This is a genomic window from Saccharothrix sp. S26, from assembly GCF_021390395.1.
Lineage (GTDB): Bacteria > Actinomycetota > Actinomycetes > Mycobacteriales > Pseudonocardiaceae > Actinosynnema.
This window is the reverse complement of the sequence record NZ_JAJUWT010000001.1, coordinates 19,861-38,978: the sequence shown is the minus strand read 5'-3', so window position 1 is coordinate 38,978 and position 19,118 is coordinate 19,861. Positions and strand designations below refer to the sequence as shown.

Genomic DNA, 19,118 nt, shown 5'->3' with positions numbered 1-19,118 from the left:
CCTCGGGACTCGGACTACGAAGTGCCCTCGACCGTGGCGTTCCAGATCGGAAGCGATTCAGCCAGGCTCTTCGTCGTTTTGCGAAGTGCTTCGCGAGCGGATGCCGCGCCGTCCTCGGTCAGGCGGTAGTAGCGCCTGCGCGGTCTTCGTTCGTCGTGCGGATCGACCTCTTCCCATCGATCCTTGATCCAGCCGGCTTCGAGCAGCCTGGTCAGGATCGGATAGGTGCTTCCAGGCAACAGATTCGTGCGCTCAGCGATCTCGAGCCCGTACAACTCCGCCGTCGGATCGGCGAGGAGGGCATGAAGGACTGCCTGCGTTTGAACAGTCATCCGCAGTGCTGGCACGGGGTGAACCCTATATGGCGTAGCAGCGCCTGGGGACAGTGGTGTGCGTCGAACCACCCTTCAGTGCAGCTCATCTGGGTGAACGGCCTAGCACTGTGACCTGGCGTGCCACAGAGACGGTGCATCACGCCACACGGATGGACTAACCGCCCGTTCGGGATAGACCCCTAACCGGAACCCCCGCACGCGACGGATCCCGGACGGTCGCCCCATCGCTACCTTCCGCCACACTTTCGGGTGACGACCCTATGATGAGAAAGATCTAGACCATAAAATTTCCTCGCAGATGCAAGACAGCGTCGGCAGCCGGGCTGCCTCATGGGCACCACGCACCCCGCCGATGGATGGTCTAGCACCTGGCACCGACATTTCCCTCATCACCGCAGCTCGGAAGCAATCCACGGTTGCCGAAGCGCTGCCCCCGCCCCCGAGGTAACCGCAGCGATGACCAACCCACGGCGCCAGCGCCGACACCCTGCGCCACCCGCGAGAGCCCGCTTACGCCGGGGCGCTCGCCTGCCGGGACCGTTGGCACTCGGCGGTTTCGCCGCGGCGACGCTGTCGACCGGCCTGCTGTGGTCGCTCACCTCGGCGTTGCTCGTGCTCGCGGTCGGTGGCGTCAGCGTCGTCGCGTTCGCGATCTGCACCCGACGCAGCGAACCGTGGCAACGCCTGGTCGAGCTGGTGCGCTTGCTCAGCCCCGAGCCTCGGATCCCACCCCCGAGGACACCGGAGCGAGGAGAACCGCGGTCGCTCGAGCCGGCGCGGAACAGCCGGTGAACCAAGAGGTCCAGCGGTGCCTCAGGCTCGCGTCCCTGGCGGCGCTGCCCTTGGGGCTCGCGATCGGCGCGACGCTCGGCGATTCGCTGTGGGTGCCCCTGGCCGTCGGGCTCGGATCGTGGTTGCTGTGGTCGCTCGCCACCGTCGGGCTCGTGCTCTGGCACCGCGTCCGAGCCCTGCACCGGCGAAGCGGCCACTGGGTGCTGACGGCCGTCGCGGTCGGGTTCCCCCACGACCGCGTCGGCGTGTGGTTGGAGGAGATGCGCGGTCAGCTGCTCGAGCTGACGGGGAAGGCCCGCCGGAAGTACCTCGTGAACCTGGCGACGACCGCCGTTCGGAACTGGTCCTACTCGTGGTGGGCCCGGTGGCAGCACGTGAGGGCCGCCCGCTTCCGCGGTGAGGAGCACAAGCTCGTCCACGTGCTCGGCCTGATGCTGGCACCCGATGGCGACCGCACCACGGCCGTCGACCTGTTGCACGCGACCGGCCTGTCGCGCCTGCACTCGCGACAGCCCGCGCGACACGTGCCGGCGCTGATGGCGGCCAGGCGCCTGCTGTCGACAAGGGGCCCGCACCTGGCCCGGGCTCGCGAACTCGCCCGCGACCTGCTGTCGACGCGGGAACGGGCGTACTTGATCACCCTGAAGCTCCGGCGCGACCACCTGGCCGCCTGGTTGCGCGACCACCAGGAGCCGTACGCCCGGCAGTACGCCGAACTGGCACGGCTGCGGGTCCAGGCGCAGCACCAGGCCGAGCACCTGCGCGCCGAACTGCACACCGCGACCGAGCACTGCGACCAACCCTGACACGCCCCAACCCCACCACCGGCGGACCCAACGCAACCACGCGGATGGGGGTCCGGGGGCAACGCCCGCCGGGCGGGGCCCGGGGGTCGCACCCCCGGAAAACACGACGAGCGAGGTGGTCCGCGCTCTCCGCGGACACACCTCGCCCAGAGCGAGTGGAGGTGCCGGGAATCGAACCCGGGTCCTCTGCCGCTTCATCAAGGCTTCTCCGTGCGCAGTCCGCTACATCTCTACTCGGCTCCGGTGATCACGCGGACAAGTCACCGTGATGAGCCCAGCCACTGTGGGTGTCCCGACCGTTCCCCGTGGCCGGGAACGGTGGTGAGCCTCCTAGCTGATGCCGGCGACCGGAGCGGAGGCTCCTCCGGGCCGACAGCGTCGCTCCTAGCCTCAGGCGGCGAGGGCGAACGCGCGCTGGTCGTTAGACTCGGCGCTTATTGGTTTGCGATGACGCTTGCGGTGGTCTCTCGCCTGCACCGGCACGCTTCCCTTGAATCAACGCACAAAGTCGAAACCGTTCACCCCCGTGTCGTGGGTCTTGCTCCAGCACAGCATAACCCCCCGACCGCCGTGGTTCATTCCGATTAGGTTGGTAGGGCTGTCCCCACCCCTCGCCCACCGGCGGACCTGATGGTTCCGGCCACCCGTTCGAGCGATGCTGGACGGGTACATCGGGCGTGAAGGTGGGGAACATGGCGACGCGGGTCAACCCGAACATCGGCCGGATCAGCGGGTACTTCCTGCTGAACCTGGTCACCGGCATCTTCTGGTTCGTGCTGCTGGTGACGTTGGGCGCGGTGAGCGTCGGCACGGCCGTCATCTGGGTGGGCATCCCCCTGGGCGTGCTGACGATGGCGCTGGCCCGCGGTGCGGCGTCGGCTGAACGGGTCTGGTTGCGGGCGGCGCTCGGGGTCGACATCCCCCGGCCGTACCGCCCGCTGCCCGAGGGCGTGACCGCCCGCGCGAAGGCCCTCGCGAAGGATCCGGCGACGTGGCGCGACTTCGCGTACTGGTTGATCATGCTGCCGCTGGGCGCGCTGGAGTTCTCGCTCACGGTGGCGCTGTGGTCGGCCGTGCTGGGCACCGTGTTCCTGCCGTTCTACCTGCACTGGCTGCCGGCCACGTGGGAGGTGACGCTGCCGGACGGCACGCTGTGGCTGATCGACTCGTTCGCCAAGGCGTTGCCGGTGAGCGCGCTCGGCCTGCTGCTCGGCGTGCTGGCGTACCGGCTGCTCAAGGCACTCGGCAGGGGGCACGCGCTGCTCGCCCAGTCGCTGCTCGGCCCGTCGCGCTACGACGTGCTGGAGGCGAAGGCGGAGCACCTGTCCGCCAGCCGGGCCCGCGGCGTGGAGGCGGCCGAGGCGGAGCGCAGGCGCATCGAACGCGACCTGCACGACGGCGCGCAGCAACGCCTGGTCGCCGTGGCCATGGGCCTGGGCCGGGCGCGCGGCAAGATGGAGTCCGACCCGGACGCGGCCCGCGAGCTCATCGCCGAGGCGCACGCCGACGCCAAGCTCGCCATCTCCGAGCTGCGCGACCTGGCCCGCGGCATCTACCCGTCGGTACTGGGCGACCGTGGCCTGGACGCGGCCCTGTCGTCGCTGGCCGCGCGGTCACCCATCCCGGTCGAGGTGGAGGTCGACGTCGAGCCGCGCCCGCCGACAGCCGTGGAGAGTACCGCGTACTTCACCGTCGCCGAGTCGTTGACGAACATCGCCAAGCACTCCGGCGCCACGCAGGCACGCGTGCAGGTCTCGCGCACGGAGAACTCGGTGGTGGTGGAGGTCACCGACAACGGTCGCGGCGGCGCGGAGGTGCGCCCGGGTGGTGGCCTCGCGGGCCTGGCGGACCGTGCTGCGACGATTGACGGCGTGGTCGTCGTGGTGAGCCCGATCGGCGGGCCGACCGTGATCCGAACGGAGCTGCCGTGCGCGTGGTGATCGCGGAGGACTCGGTCCTCCTGCGGATGGGTGTGCAACGCCTGCTGGCCGACGAGGGCATCGAGACGGTCGCGGCGGTCGAGGACGGCGACGCGCTGCTCGCCGCGATCGAGGAGCACCGCCCCGACCTGGCCCTGGTGGACGTGCGGATGCCGCCCACGTTCACCGACGAGGGCCTGCGGGCGGCGATCGAGGCCCGCAAGCGCATCCCGAACCTGCCGGTGCTCGTGCTCTCGCAGTACGTGGAGGAGCGCTACGCGGTCGAGCTGCTGGCCGGCGGCGCGAACGGCGTCGGCTACCTGCTCAAGGAGCGCGTGGCCGACGTGTCGGAGTTCGTGGCCGCGGTGCGCCGGGTCGCCGAGGGCGGCACGAGCATCGACCACGAGGTCATCACGCAGCTGATGGTCCGCGCCAAGCGCAACCCGGTCGACTCGCTCACCCAGCGTGAGCGCGAGGTGCTGGGCCTGATGGCGGAGGGCCTGTCCAACGCCGCCATCGCGGCCTCGCTGGTGGTGTCCGACGGCGCGGTGGAGAAGCACGTGGGCAACATCTTCGCCAAGCTCGGCCTGGAGCCCAGCACCAGCGAGCACCGCCGCGTCCGCGCCGTGCTGGCCTACCTCAACCTGGGCTGATCCCGGGCCGCCCGGTCAGTAGCGGCCCTTCAGCGCGCGGCCGTGCGCCCTCTGGATCTCCCGCTGCGCGTCCCGCTTGGCCAGGTCCTGCCGCTTGTCGTAGGACTTCTTGCCGCGCGCCAGGGCGAGCTCGACCTTGACGTACCCGTCCTTGAAGTACATCGACAGCGGGATCAGCGACAGACCGCTCTCCTTGGTCTTGCCGATCAGCCGCTCGATCTCGCTCTTGTGCAGCAGCAGCTTGCGCTTGCGGCGCACCTCGTGGTTGGTCCAGGTGCCGGCCACGTACTCGGGGATGTGCAGCGCGTGCAGCCAGATCTCGCCGTCGTCCACCTGGGCGAAGGCGTCCACCAGGGACGCCCGGCCCATGCGCAGGCTCTTCACCTCGGTGCCGACGAGGACGACACCGGCTTCGTAGGTGTCGAGGATGGTGTAGTCGTGCCGAGCCTTGCGGTTCGACGCGATCACCTTCTGACCGCGTTCCTTGACCATGACCGCAACCTTACGTGAGCGCGCCAGCGGTTATCGGAACCTACAGGCGCACGTAGAGGCGCAGCGTGACGTAGCCGGTCAGCGCCGAGATCGCGATCGCCACACCGACCAGGATGGGTGAGAGGAAGAGGATCTCCACCATGCTCACCTCCGGGATGATGTTCGCCTGGAACAGCTCGCCGAGCACCCGGTTGAGCAGGAAGACCTTCGTCACCACGAGCAGCCCGATCGAGGCGACCGCGCCGATGACGCCCGCGACCACCGCCTCGATGAGGAACGGCAGCTGGGTGTACCAGCGGGTCGCGCCGACGAGCCGCATGATGCCGACCTCGGTGCGCCGGGTGAACGCCGACACCTGGATCGTGTTGGAGATCAACATCAACGCCGCGAACGCCTGGAGCAGCGCGAGCGCCAGCGCCGCGTCACGCACGCCGTTGAGGAACCCGAACAGCCGGTCGAGGTCCTCGCGCTGGTCGTCGACCTTCTTCACGCCCGCCTTGCCGGTGAACGCCTGCACGATCACGTCGGACCGCTCCGCATCCTCCAGCTTGACCCGGAACATCGCCGGGATCGCCTCGGGACGGGCCAGCTTCGCCAGCTCGGGCTGCGACTCGAAGACCTTCTTGAACCGCTCGTAGCCCTTGTCGCGGTTCTCGTAGACGACCGTCTCGACCCCGGACGTGGTCTCCAGCTGGCTGCGCAGGCTCGAGCACGGCTGCTGCGTGCAGTCCTTGTCGTTGACGCTGATGTCGTTGGTGAGCATGACCGCCACCTCGAGCTTGCCGAGGTAGTCGTCCTGCATCTTGCCCACCATGTTGACGACCAGCAGGCCGACACCGAGCAGGAAGAGCGAGATCGCGGTCGTGAGGATCATCGCGATGGTCATCGTGACGTTCCGGCGCAGGCCGGTGACGACCTCGCTGAACACGAAGCTGGTACGCATCGGGGGGAACGTTCCTCAGGGTCGGGGGATGAGGGGGTCCGGCGGTCTCGGGCTCAGCGGCCCACGCCGTAAACACCCCGCGCGTCGTCGCGGATGATGCGGCCGTTGTCCAGCTCGACCACGCGACGGCGCATGGAGTCGACGATGGAGTGGTCGTGGGTGGCCATCAGCACCGTCGTGCCGGTGCGGTTGATCCGCTCCAGCAGCAACATGATGTCCTGGCTGGTGTCGGGGTCCAGGTTTCCCGTCGGCTCGTCGGCCAGCAGCACCAGCGGCCGGTTGACGAACGCGCGGGCGATCGCCACCCGCTGCTGCTCACCACCGGACAGCTCGTGCGGCATCCGGTCCGCCTTGCCGTCGAGGCCGACCAGCTGCAGCACCTCGGGCACCACCTTGACGATGGTGTTGCGCGGCTTGCCGATCACCTCGAGCGCGAACGCGACGTTCTCCGCCACGGTCTTGTTGGTCAGCAGCCGGAAGTCCTGGAACACGCAGCCGATGGACTGGCGCAGGCGGGGGACCCGGCGCCGGGACATCTTGGCCACGTCGAAGTTCGACACGTACACGCGGCCCTTGCTGGGCACTTCCTCCCGCAGCAGCAGCCGCAGGAACGTGGACTTCCCGGAACCGGAAGGCCCGATGAGGAACACGAACTCGCCCTTGTCCATCTCGACGGAGACGTTGTCGAGCGCGGGACGCGCGGAGCTCTTGTAGACCTTGGACACGTGTTCGAGGCGAATCACGAGGCGCGAGTGTACTCGCGGGCCGGGTAAAGCCCTCGTCTCGCCCGCCGGATGGGGGCTTGACCGATCAGGACTGGTGCTGCTTGCGCCAGCGGATGCCCGCCTCCAGGAAGTCGTCGATCTGACCGTCGAGCACCGCGGACGGGTTGCCGACCTCGTGCTCGGTCCGCAGGTCCTTGACCATCTGGTACGGGTGCAGCACGTAGGAGCGCATCTGGTTGCCCCAGCTCGACCCGGTGTCCTTGAGCGCGTCCATCTTGGCCTGCTCCTCCTGCCGCTGGCGCTCCAGCAGCTTGGCCTGGAGCACGGCCATCGCGGTGGCCTTGTTCTGCAGCTGTGAGCGCTCGTTCTGGCAGGAGACGACGATGCCGGTCGGGATGTGCGTCAGGCGGACCGCCGAGTCGGTCGTGTTCACGCCCTGGCCGCCGGGGCCGGAGGAGCGGTAGACGTCGACCCGCAGGTCCTTCTCGTCGATGTCGACGTGGTCGGTCTGCTCGACCACGGGCACCACCTCGACGCCGGCGAACGACGTCTGCCTGCGGCCCTGGTTGTCGAACGGCGAGATGCGCACGAGCCGGTGCGTGCCCTGCTCGACGCTCAGCGTGCCGTAGGCGTAGGGGGCCGTGACGCGGAACGTGGCGGACTTGATGCCCGCCTCCTCGGCGTAGGAGGTGTCGAACACGTCGATGCCGTAGCCGTGCCGCTCGGCCCACCGCGAGTACATCCGCAGGAGCATCTCGGCGAAGTCGGCCGCGTCGACGCCGCCCGCCTCGGCACGGATCGTGACCAGGGCGTTGCGCTCGTCGTACTCGCCGGACAGCAGCGTGCGGACCTCCAGCGAGGAGATCTCGTCGCGCAGCTTCGCGCGCTCGGTGTCGGCCTCCGCGAGGCTGCCCGCGTCACCCTCGTCCTCGGCCAGCTCGTAGAGCACCGACAGGTCTTCCAGCCGGTCGCGCAGGTTCGTCACCCGGCGAAGCTCACCCTGCTTGTGGGAGAGCTGGCTGGTGACCTTCTGCGCCTCCTCCTGGTCGTCCCAGAGGTCCGGCCGGGCCGCCGCCTGCTCCAGCTCCGCGACCTGGGCGCGCAGCGCGTCGAGGTCCATCACCGCCTCGATGCTCGCGAGCGTGGCGGAGAGGTCCTTGATGTCTGCTTCGACGTCGGGATTCACGGCCCAAGATTACGCCGGCACCGGTCGCGGAGTGCGACCGGTGCGCGCGCTTCAGGCCGTGGGGATGGCGTCGAGCAGCTTGAGCACGGCCTTGGCGTGGGCCAGGCCGAACTCGGCGACCGCCTTGGCGTAGGCGTCCTCGGCGGTCTTCACCGCCATCTTGGCGGCCTCCTGCTCGGCGCCGTAGCTCGCGCGGGCGGAGTCCACGAGCGCCTGCCGCTGTTTGGCGGTCAGCGAGCCCGCGTGCACCAGCCGCAGGATCAGCGGGCTGCGCAGGTGGTCCGGTCCCGGCTCGGAGAGCAGCCAGTTCTTGAACGCCTTCTTGCCCGCCGCGGTCAGCACGTACTGCTGGCTCGATCGCGGGCCCTGCTTGCCGAGGCGCAGCAGGCCGGCGTCCGCCAGCGCGGGCAGCTCGCGGTAGACCTGGCTCCGGGTGACGCTGAAGAACGCGCCGAAGCGCTCTCCGGCCTCAGCCACGAGCTGGCCACCGGTCTTGGGTCCGTCGTGCAGCAGCCCGAGCAGGGCGGCCGCCGTCGCATTCAGGTCCGACACACCTCCAACGGTGCCACGCTCACCGGCCGCTGTCCACAATGGTCAGCCGTTCTGTCCACTGTGGCTGATCACGGGCTAGCGGAGTTGGGCCAAGCGGAGCAACGCAAAGCATCGGTGCGTAACCGCCCGCTGATCAACGCCACGCGTTCGGCCGCTTGACCCGGCTTGTCCACGCGAAGTGGAAATCCATTGAGGGGCAAGGGAAACCGCATTTCTGCGTTCACTCGAACGGCAGCGCGGGGTCACGCGCCGCGTCCGACCCGCCCCACCGGTCCCCTCGCCCGATAGCACAACCCGGTGATGTCGTCCTCTCGAGGTGGCAAATACGTCGGGTGGTGGGACCATTACGGCGGGTGTCCGTTCGACTTGTGCTCGTTCGACTGGGAGGTCAGCTGTGGGCATCAAATGGACGACGGGGACGAAGGTGGTCCGCAACGCCCGCGCCTGGGCGTCCGGCACCATCCCGGAGCAGGCGGGCAAGGACGAGTGCATGGTGTGCGGCAAGCAGATCCGCCGGCATCGCACGGTCAGCGGCGAGGGCCGGGTCTGCTCCCTCACCTGCGCCCAGTACTGGGCCGAGAACATGACCTGAGCACGAACAGGCGAAAGGCCCCCGGGATGTTTCCCGGGGGCCTTTCGCGTAGTAGCGGGGACAGGATTTGAACCTGCGACCTCTGGGTTATGAGCCCAGCGAGCTACCGAGCTGCTCCACCCCGCGCTGCAAGAACAACTATACACGCTCCGAAAACCACTTTTCACCGGGGTCCCCCAACGGGCATCGCAGCACGTCGGACCGGCTGCGCACACCGTTGACCACGCGACACGCGAATGGCCCCCGGAGTCGAAACTCCGGGGGCCATTCAGTGGTAGCGGGGACAGGATTTGAACCTGCGACCTCTGGGTTATGAGCCCAGCGAGCTACCGAGCTGCTCCACCCCGCGCTGCATTTAGAACTGTACGCCCCTGGTTAACCGGAACGCAAATCGGGTGGCCCGGAACGTGTCCAGGGCCACCCGATCGCGATGTCAGTGCAGGTCAGCCGGTCGGCGTCGGCGTCGGCTGGCTCGTGGACGGCGTCTGGGTCGACCCCGCGCTCGCCGTCTCGAACCTCTTCGTCGCCTCGTCCAGCGCCTTGTAGGCGTTGCCGAGCTCGGCGAAGTCACCGCTGGACTGCGCCGACTTCACCCGCGCCAGGGCCGACTGGATGTCCCGCACGGCCTGCTGGAGCTCCGTGCCGCCCTGCCCGTCGTTCGGCGCGGTCGGCGTGGTCGACGGCGTCGAGGACGGCGGCTGGCCGTTGTTGTCCTGCGGCGGCACCTGCGCCGACGAGCCGGACAGCACCTCCTCCATCGCCTCGCTCAACGTGGGCGCGTAGCCCACCTTGTCGCCGAAGCTGACCAGCACCTTGAACAGCTGCGGGAACTGGGTGTTCTGGCTGGCCCGCTCGATGTAGATGGGCTCGACGTAGAGCAGGCCGCCGCCCACCGGGAGGGTGAGCAGGTTGCCGTAGACGACCTTCGTCTGCCGCTGGGTGAGCAGGTTCAGCTCACCGCTGACCTCGCCGTTGGTCAGGAACGTGGTCTGGATCTGCTGCGGACCCTTCGCCTCGTTGTTCAGCGTCAGCACGCTGATCTTGCCGTAGTTGTCCGGGTCGGACCTCACCGTCACGTACGACGCCATGAACTCGCGGTTGAGCCGCACCAACGCGCTGGTGAGCTGGAAGCTCACCTTGTTCGCGTCACCGGTCGGGTCGCCCGCCAGCACGTAGAACGGCGGCTGCCGGTCCCGCTGCTGCTGCACGCCCTGCTGCTGGGCCTCGACCGTGGTGGCGTTGTCGATGGTCGGGTCGGACGGCACGGACCAGAACGACACGCCGGAGTAAAAGTCACGCGGGTTGTCCACGTGGTACTCCGACAGCATCTCGCGCTGCACCTTGAACAGGTCCTCGGGGTAGCGCAGGTGCTCCCTCAGCGACTGCGACATCTCGCTGTTGGGCTTCACCGTGCCGGGGAAGACGCCCATCCACGCCTTCAGCACCGGGTCCTTGGTGTCCATCTCGTACAGCGTCACCGTGCCGTCGTAGGCGTCCACAGTGGCCTTGACCGAGTTGCGGATGTAGCTGATCTCCCGATCCGGCTGCTGCGCGACGCCCGGCAGCGAGTCGTTCGTGGCGTCACCCAGCGCCGTGCGGCGCGCGTACGGGTAGTTGTCGAGCGTGGTGTAGCCGTCGACGATCCACGTGATGCGGCCGTCGACCACCGCCGGGTACGGGTCGCCGTCCACGGTCAGCCACGGCGCCACGGCCTCGACGCGGTCGCGCGGGTGCCGGTTGAAGATGATCCGCGAGTCGTCGCCGATGGCCGAGTTGAACAGGATGTTCCGCTCGCCGTAGGCGGCGGCGAAGACCACCTTGTTGAACAGGCCGCCGATGCGGACGCCGCCCTTGCCGGTGTAGGTGTAGGACGAGCCGTCGGTGTCGTACTCGCCGGGCGCGCCCTCGCCGCGGCCGCCGACGATGGCGTAGTCGGCCGGGCCGCCCAGCTCACCGAAGTAGGTGCGCGGCTGCTGCACGCCGAACGGGCCGGGCTGGATCTTGCCGTCCTGGCCGACCTGCGCCACCTCGAACACCGGGTAGCCGCCGTTGCCGCCCTCGTCCGCGGGCGAGTTCACCTTGCTGGCCTCGGCGAACACCATGCCGTTGCCGTGGGTGTAGATGAGGTGCTGGTTGATCCAGTCGCGTTGGCCCTGCGGGATGCCCGCGGTGTTCAGCTCGCGGACCGCGACGATGTAGTCCTGGAGCTGCTGGTCCACTTTGTACCGGTCGACGTCGAGCTTCTCCGGGAACGCGTAGAACGGCCGCAGCTGCTGGAACTGGGTGAACGTCTTGGAGATGACGGCCGGGTCGAGCAGCCGGACGTTGCCGACGGTGGCCTGGTCGTTCTTCAGCTCGTCCAGCGAGACGTTCTGCTTGCCCGCGTACGGCTTGCTCTCCACCTTGTCGTCGGTCAGCCCGTAGGCCTGCCGGGTCGCCTCGATGTTGCGGGCGATGGGTTCGGCTTCCTTCTCGATGGCGTTCGGGCGCACCGAGAACTGCTCCAGCACCGCGGGCCACGCCGCGCCGACCAGGATCGAGGACAGCACCAGCAGCACGGTCGCGATCGCGGGCAGCTGCAGGTTGCGCAGCACCGCGCCGGCGAAGAACGCGATCGCGCAGAAGACCGCGATGAACAGCAGGATCAGCTTGGCGGGCAGCACCGCGTTGAGGTCGGTGTAGCTCGCGCCGTTGAACTTGTCGCTGCGCTCGGAGAACAGCAGCGTGTACCGGTCGAAGAAGTACGCGACCGCCTTGAGCAGGATGAACACGCCGGCCACGATCGCCAGGTGGGTGCGCGCGGGCCCGGACAGCTGGCCGCCGCGGCCCGCCAGCCGGATGCCGCCGAACAGGTAGTGCGCCACCACCGCGCCGACGAACGCCACCGCCGTGGCGATGAACAGCCACGACAGCACCCACGTGTAGAACGGGAGCTGGAAGGCGTAGAAGCCGATGTCGTGGCCGAACTCGGGGTCGTTCACGCCGAACGAGGTGGCGTTGAAGAACAGTTGGACGACCTGCCAGTCGCCCTGGGCCGAGGTACCCGCGATGAGGCCGACCAGCACCGGCAGGCCGATGCCGAACAGCTTCATCCGCCTGGTCACCACGGCCCGGTAGCGGGCCACCGGGTCGTCGGGCCCGGACACCGGCACGAACACCGGCCGGGTGCGGAAGGCGAGGATGAGGTTGATCGCGACGAGGCCGCCCACCAGCAGACCCACGGCGAGGAACAACCCGAACCGGGTCGCGAGCACCGTGCCGTAGACGCTGCGGAAGCCGACCTCGCCGAACCAGAGCCAGTTGACGTAGGTGCCGAGCAGCCTTGAGCCGGTGATCAGACCGACCAGGACCACCGCACCGACGATGAGCAGAATCCGGCTGCGACGGGACAGCCTGGGCAGTCCGACCGGGGGCCGTGTGGCCACGGGGCACGCTCCTGGATCGCGGTAGTGGCGTTCGTACGTTCTGTCCAACTCTACGGAGGCCGCCCAGGGTTCCCCGTTCGGTCTTGCCTTCCGCATCTGGTTGTCGACTCGGCCGGGGCAGGTGCGACCATGGCGCACGTGTCAGCCAGTGAAACGCCACCCGTGGTGCTGCCCGAGGTCGCCCGCGAGGTCGAGGAGTTCGTGTCCACCGGCGGCTGGAACCAGCCGACCCAGCTGTTCGCGCTGGTCCCGACGGCCGAGCTGCTGGCGCAGCAGCCGGAGCTGGCCGGGCAGCTCGACCCCGACACCTCGCCGTTGACGCCGATCGCGCAGGACTCGCTGCCCGACGAGGAGCTGGACCGCGCGCTGGCGGGCATCGTGTGGCCCGAGGTCGTGCACGGGTGCGCGTTGGCGCAGGAGATCGTCGTGCTGCCGCCGGACGCCGAGGCCCAGCTCACCGAGCAGGAGCTGGACGACGAGCAGGCGCGCAGGTTCGCCGCCGAGCACCCCCAGCGCCGGGAGGCGAGGCTGGTGGCGGCGGTGCTGCGGGACGGTTCGGCGGCGTGCGTGCTGCGGCTGCGGGGCAACGTGGAGGTGCCCGAGGAGGTCGTGGCGCACCCCGAGCTCGCCCCGAACCTCACGCGTGCCCTGCTCGAGACGCTGCGCCCCTAGCAGCCGGGCGCGTCGCCGCCCTTGCTCAGCGACTCCAGCGACTGCACCGCGTCGTCCAGCTTCTGCACCTTGACCAGGCGCATGCCCTCCGGGGCGTGCTGCTCGGCCTCGTCGCAGTTGCCGGCGGGCACGAGGAACACGGTGGCGCCGCCTTCGCGGGCGGCCACCATCTTGAACCCGATGCCGCCGATGCGGCCGACCTCGCCCCGGTCGTTGATCTCGCCGGTGCCCGCCACGGACTGGCCGCCGCTGAGCTCGCCGGGGGTCAGCTTGTCGACGATCGACAACGCGAACAGCAGGCCGGCGGACGGGCCGCCGACGTCGGTCAGGCTGATCTTGATCTCGAACGGCACGTCCGCGCGGTCCAGCGGCAGCACGCCGAGGAAGCCCGTCTCGCGGCCCTCGGCGCTGCCGAGCGCGACGGTGGCGGTCTTGCGCTCGGACCCGCGTTCGAAGGTCAGCGGGACCCGGTCGCCCGGCTTGGTGGTCTCCAGCGCCGAGCGCACGTCGTCGGCGCTGGTCACCTGCTTGCCGTTGACCTCGAGCAGCCGGTCGTCGGGCTCCAGCACCTCGGCCGCCGCGCTGCCGTTGGTGATCTCGGCGGCGACGACCTTCATGGGGTAGCCGAGGTAGCGCAGCGCGGCCACCTCGGCGCTGGTCTGCGAGTCCTGGAACGCCTTCACGTTCTGGTCGCGGACCTGCTGCTCGGACTCGCCGGGCCGGAAGAACTCCTCCCGCGGCGCGAGCGCGTACCGGCCGCTGACCCACAGGCCGAGCGCGCCGAACAGCGACACGTCGTCGGTGAGCGACACCGTGGTCATGGTGAGCTTACCGCCGGTCGGGAAGGTCTCCTGACCCTCCACCGACACGACGTCACCCCCGTTGACCTGGCCCAACGTGTCGTAGGTCGGCCCGGGGCCCAGGGCGACGTACGGCACGCGCGCGAACCCGCCGAGCAGGCCGAGGGCCAGCACGACCGTGAGGCTGACCACGAGGGTCCACGTCCGCCGGGTCAGGCCGCGCCGCGGCGCGTGCGGTGGGGTTGGTGCCTGGTCCACGACGGTGTCGGTGCCTTCGGTCACGCCCGACAGGGTACGACCAAGGCGTCACGCTGCCGGCGAACCGGTCCCACGCGGGCCTGCCGTGCCGCGTACCGTGGACCCATGAGTGACCTGCCCTTCGGGTTCAGCCCGCAGGACCCCGACGACCGCAACCGCAAACCCGGGGACCAAGGGGAGAACCCCTTCGACTTCAACCAGCTCGGCGCGATGCTGAGCCAACTCGGTGCGATGTTCAGCAACGCGGGCACGTCGTCCGGGCCGGTCAACTACGACCTCGCGAAGCAGATCGCCCTCCAGCAGCTCGCCGGCAAGGGTGGCACGGGCTTCGGACCGGACCAGGGCAGCGCGGTGGCCGACGCCGTGCACCTGGCCGAGATGTGGCTGGACCCGGTGACGGCGCTGCCCGCCGGCGCCCGCACGACCCAGGGCTGGACCGCGCGCGACTGGGTCGAGCGCACGCTGCCGACGTGGCAGCGGCTGTGCGACCCGGTGGCTCGGCGCGTGTCCGGCGCGTGGGTCGACGCGATGCCCGCCGAGGCGAAGGAAGCCGCCGGACCGCTGCTGTCCATGCTCGGGCAGATGGGCGGCATGGCGTTCGGCTCCCAGTTGGGCGGCGCGTTGGCGCAGCTCGGCGCGGAGGTGCTGACGTCGACCGACGTCGGGTTGCCGCTCGGGCCGGAAGGCACCGCGGCGTTGCTGCCCGAGAACATCGAGAAGTTCACCGAGGGCCTGGAGCGGCCGACCAGCGAGGTGCTGGTCTTCCTGGCCGCGCGCGAGGCGGCGCACCAGCGGCTGTTCAGCCACGTGCCGTGGCTGCGGCAGCGGCTGCTGGACACGGTGGAGGAGTTCGCCCGCGGCATCACCGTGGACACCTCGGCGCTGGAGCAGTTGGCCGGCCAGATCGACCCGGCGAACCCGGCGAGCATCGAAGAGGCGATGAAGTCGGGGATGCTCGAACCCCAGACCACGCCCGAGCAGAAGGCCGCGCTGACCCGCCTGGAGACATTGTTGGCCCTGGTCGAGGGCTGGGTGGACGTGGTGGTGAACGAGGCGGTCGGCGAGCGGCTGCCCGGTGCCGAGGCGCTGCGGGAGACGCTGCGCAGGCGGCGTGCGTCCGGCGGGCCGGCGGAGCAGACGTTCGCCACGCTGGTGGGCCTGGAGCTGCGGCCCCGCCGGCACCGCTCGGCGGCGGCGCTGTGGAAGCTGCTCACCGACCAGCACGGCATCGAGCAGCGCGACAGCGTCTGGGAGCACCCCGACCTGGTGCCCTCGGCGGAGGACCTGGACGACCCGATGGAGTTCGCCGAGCGGTTCGGCCAGACGCGCAAGGCGCTGGAGGACCCGATGGCCGAGCTGGAGCGCACCCTGCGTGACCAGGACGCCAAGGGCGACGACGAGGACAAGCCCGAGGGCGCCTAGCGACCTGCCACCCCGCGAGGTCGCGCCCGTTCGCGACCTCGCGGGAGCCCTCAGTCCTCCTCGGTGATCCCCAGGCCCGCCGCGGCCGACAGCCCTTCCAGGTACCCGATGGCCCGCTCCGACTTCGGGTACCGGTGCACGAGCTGCCAGAAGTCCTTGCCGTGCCCCGGCACCTCCAGGTGCGCCAGCTCGTGCACCAGCACGTAGTCGAGCACCCACGCGGGCACGTCGCGCAGCCGTTCGCTGATCCGGATCGTGCCCTCGCTCGGCGTGCACGACGCCCACCTCGTGCGCATCGGCGGCACCCACCGCACGCTGCTCGGCCGCACCCCGTCCAGGTACCTCTCCGCCAGCTCCTCGCACCGCGCCAGCAGCGCGGCGTCGGACGTCCGCGTGGGTGAGCGCCTGCGGGTCTCGCTGCGCTGCAGGCGGCTGAGCATCTCCGCCACCCAGTGCTTCTCCTCGCTCTTGCTCATGCGAGCCGGCAGCAGGACCACGACCGTGTCCCCCTCGCGGTACGCGCTCACCATGCGACGGCGCCGGGCGCTGCGCCGCACCTCCACCTGCGGTTCGGGCATGGCGTTCACGGTAAGGCCAGGGACCGACAATCCGCGGCCGCCAAGCGGCGGTCTGTGGAGCAACGGACCAGCAGGTTCCACCGAAAGGCGGCTGGACACGCTCGACGCGGCGTGCAGCGGAGGGGCGTTCCCGGAGGTAGCGTTCAGCGCAACCCCCGAGTGTGGCGCAGATCGCCCCGCACTCTCGAAGCGAGGAGGAAGCCGTGGCCGAGACCTACAACGGCTACTGCGTCAAGTGCCGTGAGAAGCGCGACTTCACGGGCGAGGTGCACGAGAGCAACAACCGCAGGATGGCCAAGGGCAAGTGCCCGGTCTGCGGCACCACGGTGACCCGAATCCTCGGCAAGGCGAAGGTCTGATCGCCGACGGGCGGCCGGGCCCTCGCGGTCGCCCGGCCGCCCGTCAAGGCCCTTCGCGGCCTCTGTGGACAACCGGCAAGCCTGTGGACAGCCGTTTTGCCGAACCGGCCGCCCCGGGCAGGCTGCCGGTGTGGATCTACCCAACCGCCCCAGGGTCCTGCCCGGCCTGCCGCTGCTGCGCCGCCGGGAGGACGTGGTGCAGATCGGCACGGACCCGCGGCACGCCATGCTGGTCGAGGACGTGCCGGAACCCATGGCGTCCCTGCTGCTCGGCCTCAACGGCCGGCACACCCTCTCCGACCTGCGCGAACGTCTCGCCGACCACGGGCGGCAGGCGGCCGAGCTCGCCGGCGTGCTGCACGGTCTGACGCAGGCCGGGCTGGTCGAGGAGTCCGTGCCCGTGCCGCACCCCCGGCTGACCGCCGAGGTGACCGGGTGGGCGCTGCGGACCCGTCGGCACGCCGTCGACCTGCCCGCCGCCCGTGCCGCCCGGTCGGTGGTCGTGCACGGCGAGGGCCGGCTCGCGGTGACCGTCGCCGCCCTCCTGGCGGCCTCCGGAGTGGCACACGTTCGGGTGATCGCGCGGGGCCGCGTCGGGCCTGAGGACACCGGATCGGGGTATCTCGAAGCGGATGTCGGCCGACCGCGCGCCGAGGCCGCGCAGGATGCCGTGCGGCGGGCGTGCGGGACCGTGCGGCCGGTGGGGCGTGCGGCCGACCTGGTGGTGCTGGCCGACGCCCTGGTGCCCGCCCCGGAGCTGCTGCACCGGCTGGTCGTGGACGGCACGCCGCACCTGGCCGTGCGGGTCCGGGAGGGTCTCGGGGTGGTCGGGCCGCTGGTCGTGCCCGGTCGCAGCAGTTGCCTGAGGTGCGCGGACCGGCACCAGGCCGATGAGGACCCGGCGTGGCCGATGATCGCGGCCCAGCTGGTCGACCGGCCGCAGCACGCCGACCTGGCCACCGTGACGGCGACCGCCGGGGTGGCGGTCGGGCAGGCGCTGCTGGCGCTGGACCGGTCCGAGCCGTCCGGGACCAGACCGCCCACCTGGGACGCGACGCTGGAGGTGGACGCGTTCGCCGGGGTGGTCGAGCACCGGATCGCGCCGGTGCACCCGCGCTGCGAGTGCCGTTCCGCGACCTGACCGCTCCTCAGGTGGGGCTGTGTAGGTTTTGTGGCAGGGGCGTGAACCACCGCGACCGCGTGGACCGGCGGGAGGAGAATCACCGGGTGAGCGAAATCCCGCGCAAGGCCGTGCAGCGCACCGCCAAGCTGGCCAGCCTCCCGCTCGGGGTGGCGGGCCGGGTGGTGGGCGGCTGGGGCAAGCGCCTGGCAGGCCGCAGTTCCGAGGAGGTCAGCGCCGAGGTGTCGGCCAAGACCGCGGAGCAGGTGTTCGCGGTGCTCGGGCAGCTCAAGGGCGGTGCCATGAAGTTCGGCCAGGCCCTGAGCGTGTTCGAGGCGGCGGTGCCCGACGAGCTGGCCGAGCCGTACCGGGAGGCGCTGACCAAGCTGCAGACGGCCGCGCCGCCGATGCCCGCGCGCACCGTGCACCGCGTGCTGGCCGAGCAGTTGGGCTCGGGGTGGGCGAAGCGGTTCGCGTCGTTCGACGACTCGCCGGCGGCGTCGGCGAGCATCGGCCAGGTGCACCGGGCGGTGTGGCACGACGGCCGTGACGTGGCGGTGAAGGTGCAGTACCCGGGCGCGGACGAGGCGTTGCAGAGCGACCTCAACACCCTGCTGCGGTTCAGCCGCGTGTTGCAGGCGGTGATGCCCGGGGCGGAGGTCAAGCCGTTGTTGGAGGAGCTGCGGGACCGGTACCTGGAGGAGTTGGACTACCGGACCGAGGCGGACAACCAGCGGGTCTTCGCGAAGGCGTTCGACGGCGACGACCGCGTGCTCGTGCCGCGGGTGGTGGCCAGCTCGCCGAAGGTGATGGTCACCGAGTGGACCGACGGCACGCCGCTGTCGAAGATCATCCGTGAGGGTGAACGGGACGAGCGCGACCTGGCGGGTCAGTTGCTGTCGGAGTTCCACTTCTCCGCGCCGAGCCGGTCGGGCCTGCTGCACGCCGACCCGCACCCCGGCAACTTCATGCTCGGCGCGGACGGCCGGTTGCGCGTGCTCGACTTCGGCGCGGTCGCCCGGCTGCCCGACGGGTTGCCCAAGACGCTCGGCCTGATGACGAGGCTGGCGTTGGACGGTCGGTCGGGGGACCTGGTGGAGCTGCTGCGGTCGGAGCGGTTCATCCGTCCCGGGACCGAGCTGCACGCCGAGGACGTGCTCAGCTACCTGGCTCCGTTCGTCGAGCCGTTGCGGACCGAGACGTTCCACTTCACCCGCCGGTGGCTCCAGCGGCAGGCGGAGCGCGTCGGTGACCTCCGCAGCCCCGATTCGCAAACGGGAAGGTCGTTGAACCTGCCCCCGCAGTACCTACTTATCCACAGGGTGACGCTGGGCGCGACGGGCATCCTCTGCCAGCTCGACGCGAACGTGCAGGCCAGGGCCATCGTCGCTCGCTGGCAACCGGGCTTCGACGACTGAGTTGTCCACAGGTTCGCGACTTGTCCACAGATCACCCACACCCCATGGCACCTCCCCCGGAACCCCCGGAG

General features: G+C 70.1%; 19 protein-coding genes, 2 tRNA genes and 1 other RNA gene. 10 read left to right on the top strand and 12 right to left on the bottom strand.

Translation table 11 applies throughout. From position 1 onward, the window contains the following. Window positions 1-14 precede the first annotated feature (14 nt). On the bottom strand, window positions 15-347 hold the full coding sequence (locus tag LZG04_RS00235; RefSeq protein WP_233812194.1) for a PadR family transcriptional regulator: 333 nt from the start codon (window positions 345-347) through the stop codon (window positions 15-17). 528 nt (window positions 348-875) lie between these two features. Here LZG04_RS00235 and LZG04_RS00230 point away from each other — a divergent pair. After that, complete coding sequence (locus LZG04_RS00230) at window positions 876-1,127, top strand: hypothetical protein (RefSeq protein ID WP_233812193.1); 252 nt, start codon at window positions 876-878, stop codon at window positions 1,125-1,127. Beyond that, window positions 1,124-1,933: a hypothetical protein gene (locus LZG04_RS00225; RefSeq protein ID WP_233812192.1), complete on the top strand. Its 810-nt coding sequence runs from the start codon at window positions 1,124-1,126 to the stop codon at window positions 1,931-1,933. Before LZG04_RS00230 ends, LZG04_RS00225 begins: the two co-directional genes overlap by 4 nt. Before the next feature lie 153 nt (window positions 1,934-2,086). Here the strand turns inward: LZG04_RS00225 and ssrA are convergent. Then, window positions 2,087-2,459: a transfer-messenger RNA gene (ssrA, locus tag LZG04_RS00220) on the bottom strand. A gap of 166 nt (window positions 2,460-2,625) precedes the next feature. Here ssrA and LZG04_RS00215 point away from each other — a divergent pair. Both LZG04_RS00215 and LZG04_RS00210 read left to right on the top strand, forming a co-directional pair. Further along, entirely contained in the window at window positions 2,626-3,873 is a 1,248-nt protein-coding gene (locus LZG04_RS00215; protein ID WP_233812191.1) for a sensor histidine kinase, read from the top strand. Further along, a complete protein-coding gene (locus tag LZG04_RS00210) occupies window positions 3,861-4,505 on the top strand; it encodes a response regulator transcription factor (RefSeq protein WP_233812190.1) in 645 nt (214 codons plus the stop codon). The genes LZG04_RS00215 and LZG04_RS00210 overlap by 13 nt, the downstream gene beginning before the upstream one ends. A gap of 15 nt (window positions 4,506-4,520) precedes the next feature. Here LZG04_RS00210 and smpB read toward each other — a convergent pair whose 3' ends face one another. The 5 genes from smpB to LZG04_RS00185 all read right to left on the bottom strand — a co-directional run bounded on the left by smpB (window position 4,521) and on the right by LZG04_RS00185 (window position 8,403). Beyond that, window positions 4,521-4,997 (bottom strand): SsrA-binding protein SmpB, encoded by a 477-nt coding sequence (smpB, locus tag LZG04_RS00205; RefSeq protein ID WP_233812189.1) that lies wholly within the window; start codon window positions 4,995-4,997, stop codon window positions 4,521-4,523. 40 nt (window positions 4,998-5,037) lie between these two features. Then, window positions 5,038-5,940 (bottom strand): permease-like cell division protein FtsX, encoded by a 903-nt coding sequence (gene ftsX / locus LZG04_RS00200; RefSeq protein ID WP_233812188.1) that lies wholly within the window; start codon window positions 5,938-5,940, stop codon window positions 5,038-5,040. Window positions 5,941-5,993: 53 nt separating this feature from the next. After that, window positions 5,994-6,683, bottom strand: a complete 690-nt coding sequence (gene ftsE / locus LZG04_RS00195; protein WP_230572826.1) for a cell division ATP-binding protein FtsE — start codon at window positions 6,681-6,683, stop codon at window positions 5,994-5,996. 67 nt (window positions 6,684-6,750) lie between these two features. Further along, window positions 6,751-7,851: a peptide chain release factor 2 gene (gene prfB / locus LZG04_RS00190; protein WP_233812187.1), complete on the bottom strand. Its 1,101-nt coding sequence runs from the start codon at window positions 7,849-7,851 to the stop codon at window positions 6,751-6,753. 51 nt (window positions 7,852-7,902) lie between these two features. Then, a complete protein-coding gene (locus tag LZG04_RS00185) occupies window positions 7,903-8,403 on the bottom strand; it encodes a PadR family transcriptional regulator (protein ID WP_233812186.1) in 501 nt (166 codons plus the stop codon). Window positions 8,404-8,797: 394 nt separating this feature from the next. Here LZG04_RS00185 and LZG04_RS00180 point away from each other — a divergent pair, with 394 nt between their 5' ends. Further along, entirely contained in the window at window positions 8,798-8,995 is a 198-nt protein-coding gene (locus tag LZG04_RS00180) for a hypothetical protein (protein ID WP_053717392.1), read from the top strand. A gap of 52 nt (window positions 8,996-9,047) precedes the next feature. On the opposite strand, the gene LZG04_RS00175 is transcribed toward LZG04_RS00180, so the two are convergent. The 3 genes from LZG04_RS00175 to LZG04_RS00165 all read right to left on the bottom strand — a co-directional run bounded on the left by LZG04_RS00175 (window position 9,048) and on the right by LZG04_RS00165 (window position 12,420). Continuing rightward, window positions 9,048-9,121 (bottom strand) — tRNA-Met (locus tag LZG04_RS00175). 146 nt (window positions 9,122-9,267) lie between these two features. Then, window positions 9,268-9,344, bottom strand: a tRNA-Met gene (locus tag LZG04_RS00170). A gap of 94 nt (window positions 9,345-9,438) precedes the next feature. Then, window positions 9,439-12,420, bottom strand: coding sequence for a UPF0182 family protein (locus LZG04_RS00165; RefSeq protein WP_233812185.1), 2,982 nt, complete (start codon window positions 12,418-12,420; stop codon window positions 9,439-9,441). 129 nt (window positions 12,421-12,549) lie between these two features. Between LZG04_RS00165 and LZG04_RS00160 the strand changes: the two genes are divergently transcribed. Next, window positions 12,550-13,092, top strand: coding sequence for a PPA1309 family protein (locus LZG04_RS00160; RefSeq protein WP_233812184.1), 543 nt, complete (start codon window positions 12,550-12,552; stop codon window positions 13,090-13,092). Here the strand turns inward: LZG04_RS00160 and LZG04_RS00155 are convergent. Next, on the bottom strand, window positions 13,089-14,174 hold the full coding sequence (locus LZG04_RS00155; protein ID WP_233812183.1) for a PDZ domain-containing protein: 1,086 nt from the start codon (window positions 14,172-14,174) through the stop codon (window positions 13,089-13,091). The two genes, LZG04_RS00160 and LZG04_RS00155, sit on opposite strands and share 4 nt — an antisense overlap. Before the next feature lie 81 nt (window positions 14,175-14,255). On the opposite strand from LZG04_RS00155, the gene LZG04_RS00150 reads away from it, so the two are divergent. Then, complete coding sequence (locus tag LZG04_RS00150; protein WP_233812182.1) at window positions 14,256-15,572, top strand: zinc-dependent metalloprotease; 1,317 nt, start codon at window positions 14,256-14,258, stop codon at window positions 15,570-15,572. 50 nt (window positions 15,573-15,622) lie between these two features. Here LZG04_RS00150 and LZG04_RS00145 read toward each other — a convergent pair whose 3' ends face one another. Next, window positions 15,623-16,150, bottom strand: coding sequence for a M48 family metallopeptidase (locus LZG04_RS00145; RefSeq protein WP_233812181.1), 528 nt, complete (start codon window positions 16,148-16,150; stop codon window positions 15,623-15,625). A 203-nt stretch (window positions 16,151-16,353) separates the two neighbouring features. On the opposite strand from LZG04_RS00145, the gene LZG04_RS00140 reads away from it, so the two are divergent. The 3 genes from LZG04_RS00140 (at window position 16,354) to LZG04_RS00130 (ending at window position 19,047) form a co-directional block, all read left to right on the top strand. After that, window positions 16,354-16,509 carry a DUF5679 domain-containing protein gene (locus LZG04_RS00140; RefSeq protein ID WP_015098458.1) on the top strand — a complete coding sequence of 52 codons (156 nt, stop codon included), beginning with the start codon at window positions 16,354-16,356 and terminating at the stop codon, window positions 16,507-16,509. A 130-nt stretch (window positions 16,510-16,639) separates the two neighbouring features. Continuing rightward, window positions 16,640-17,650, top strand: a complete 1,011-nt coding sequence (locus tag LZG04_RS00135) for a ThiF family adenylyltransferase (protein WP_233812180.1) — start codon at window positions 16,640-16,642, stop codon at window positions 17,648-17,650. A gap of 86 nt (window positions 17,651-17,736) precedes the next feature. Beyond that, a complete protein-coding gene (locus LZG04_RS00130) occupies window positions 17,737-19,047 on the top strand; it encodes an AarF/ABC1/UbiB kinase family protein (protein WP_233812179.1) in 1,311 nt (436 codons plus the stop codon). The last annotated feature ends 71 nt before the right edge of the window (window positions 19,048-19,118 follow it).

What these genes read in the sequence shown, in the direction of transcription:
- LZG04_RS00160 (WP_233812184.1), top strand. Translation starts at nt 12,550, where the DNA reads ATGGCGCACGTGTCAGCCAGTGAAACGCCACCCGTGGTGCTGCCCGAG.
- ftsX (WP_233812188.1), bottom strand. Translation starts at nt 5,940, where the DNA reads ATGCGTACCAGCTTCGTGTTCAGCGAGGTCGTCACCGGCCTGCGCCGG.
- LZG04_RS00150 (WP_233812182.1), top strand. Translation starts at nt 14,256, where the DNA reads ATGAGTGACCTGCCCTTCGGGTTCAGCCCGCAGGACCCCGACGACCGC.
- LZG04_RS00145 (WP_233812181.1), bottom strand. Translation starts at nt 16,150, where the DNA reads ATGCCCGAACCGCAGGTGGAGGTGCGGCGCAGCGCCCGGCGCCGTCGC.
- LZG04_RS00215 (WP_233812191.1), top strand. Translation starts at nt 2,626, where the DNA reads ATGGCGACGCGGGTCAACCCGAACATCGGCCGGATCAGCGGGTACTTC.
- smpB (WP_233812189.1), bottom strand. Translation starts at nt 4,997, where the DNA reads ATGGTCAAGGAACGCGGTCAGAAGGTGATCGCGTCGAACCGCAAGGCT.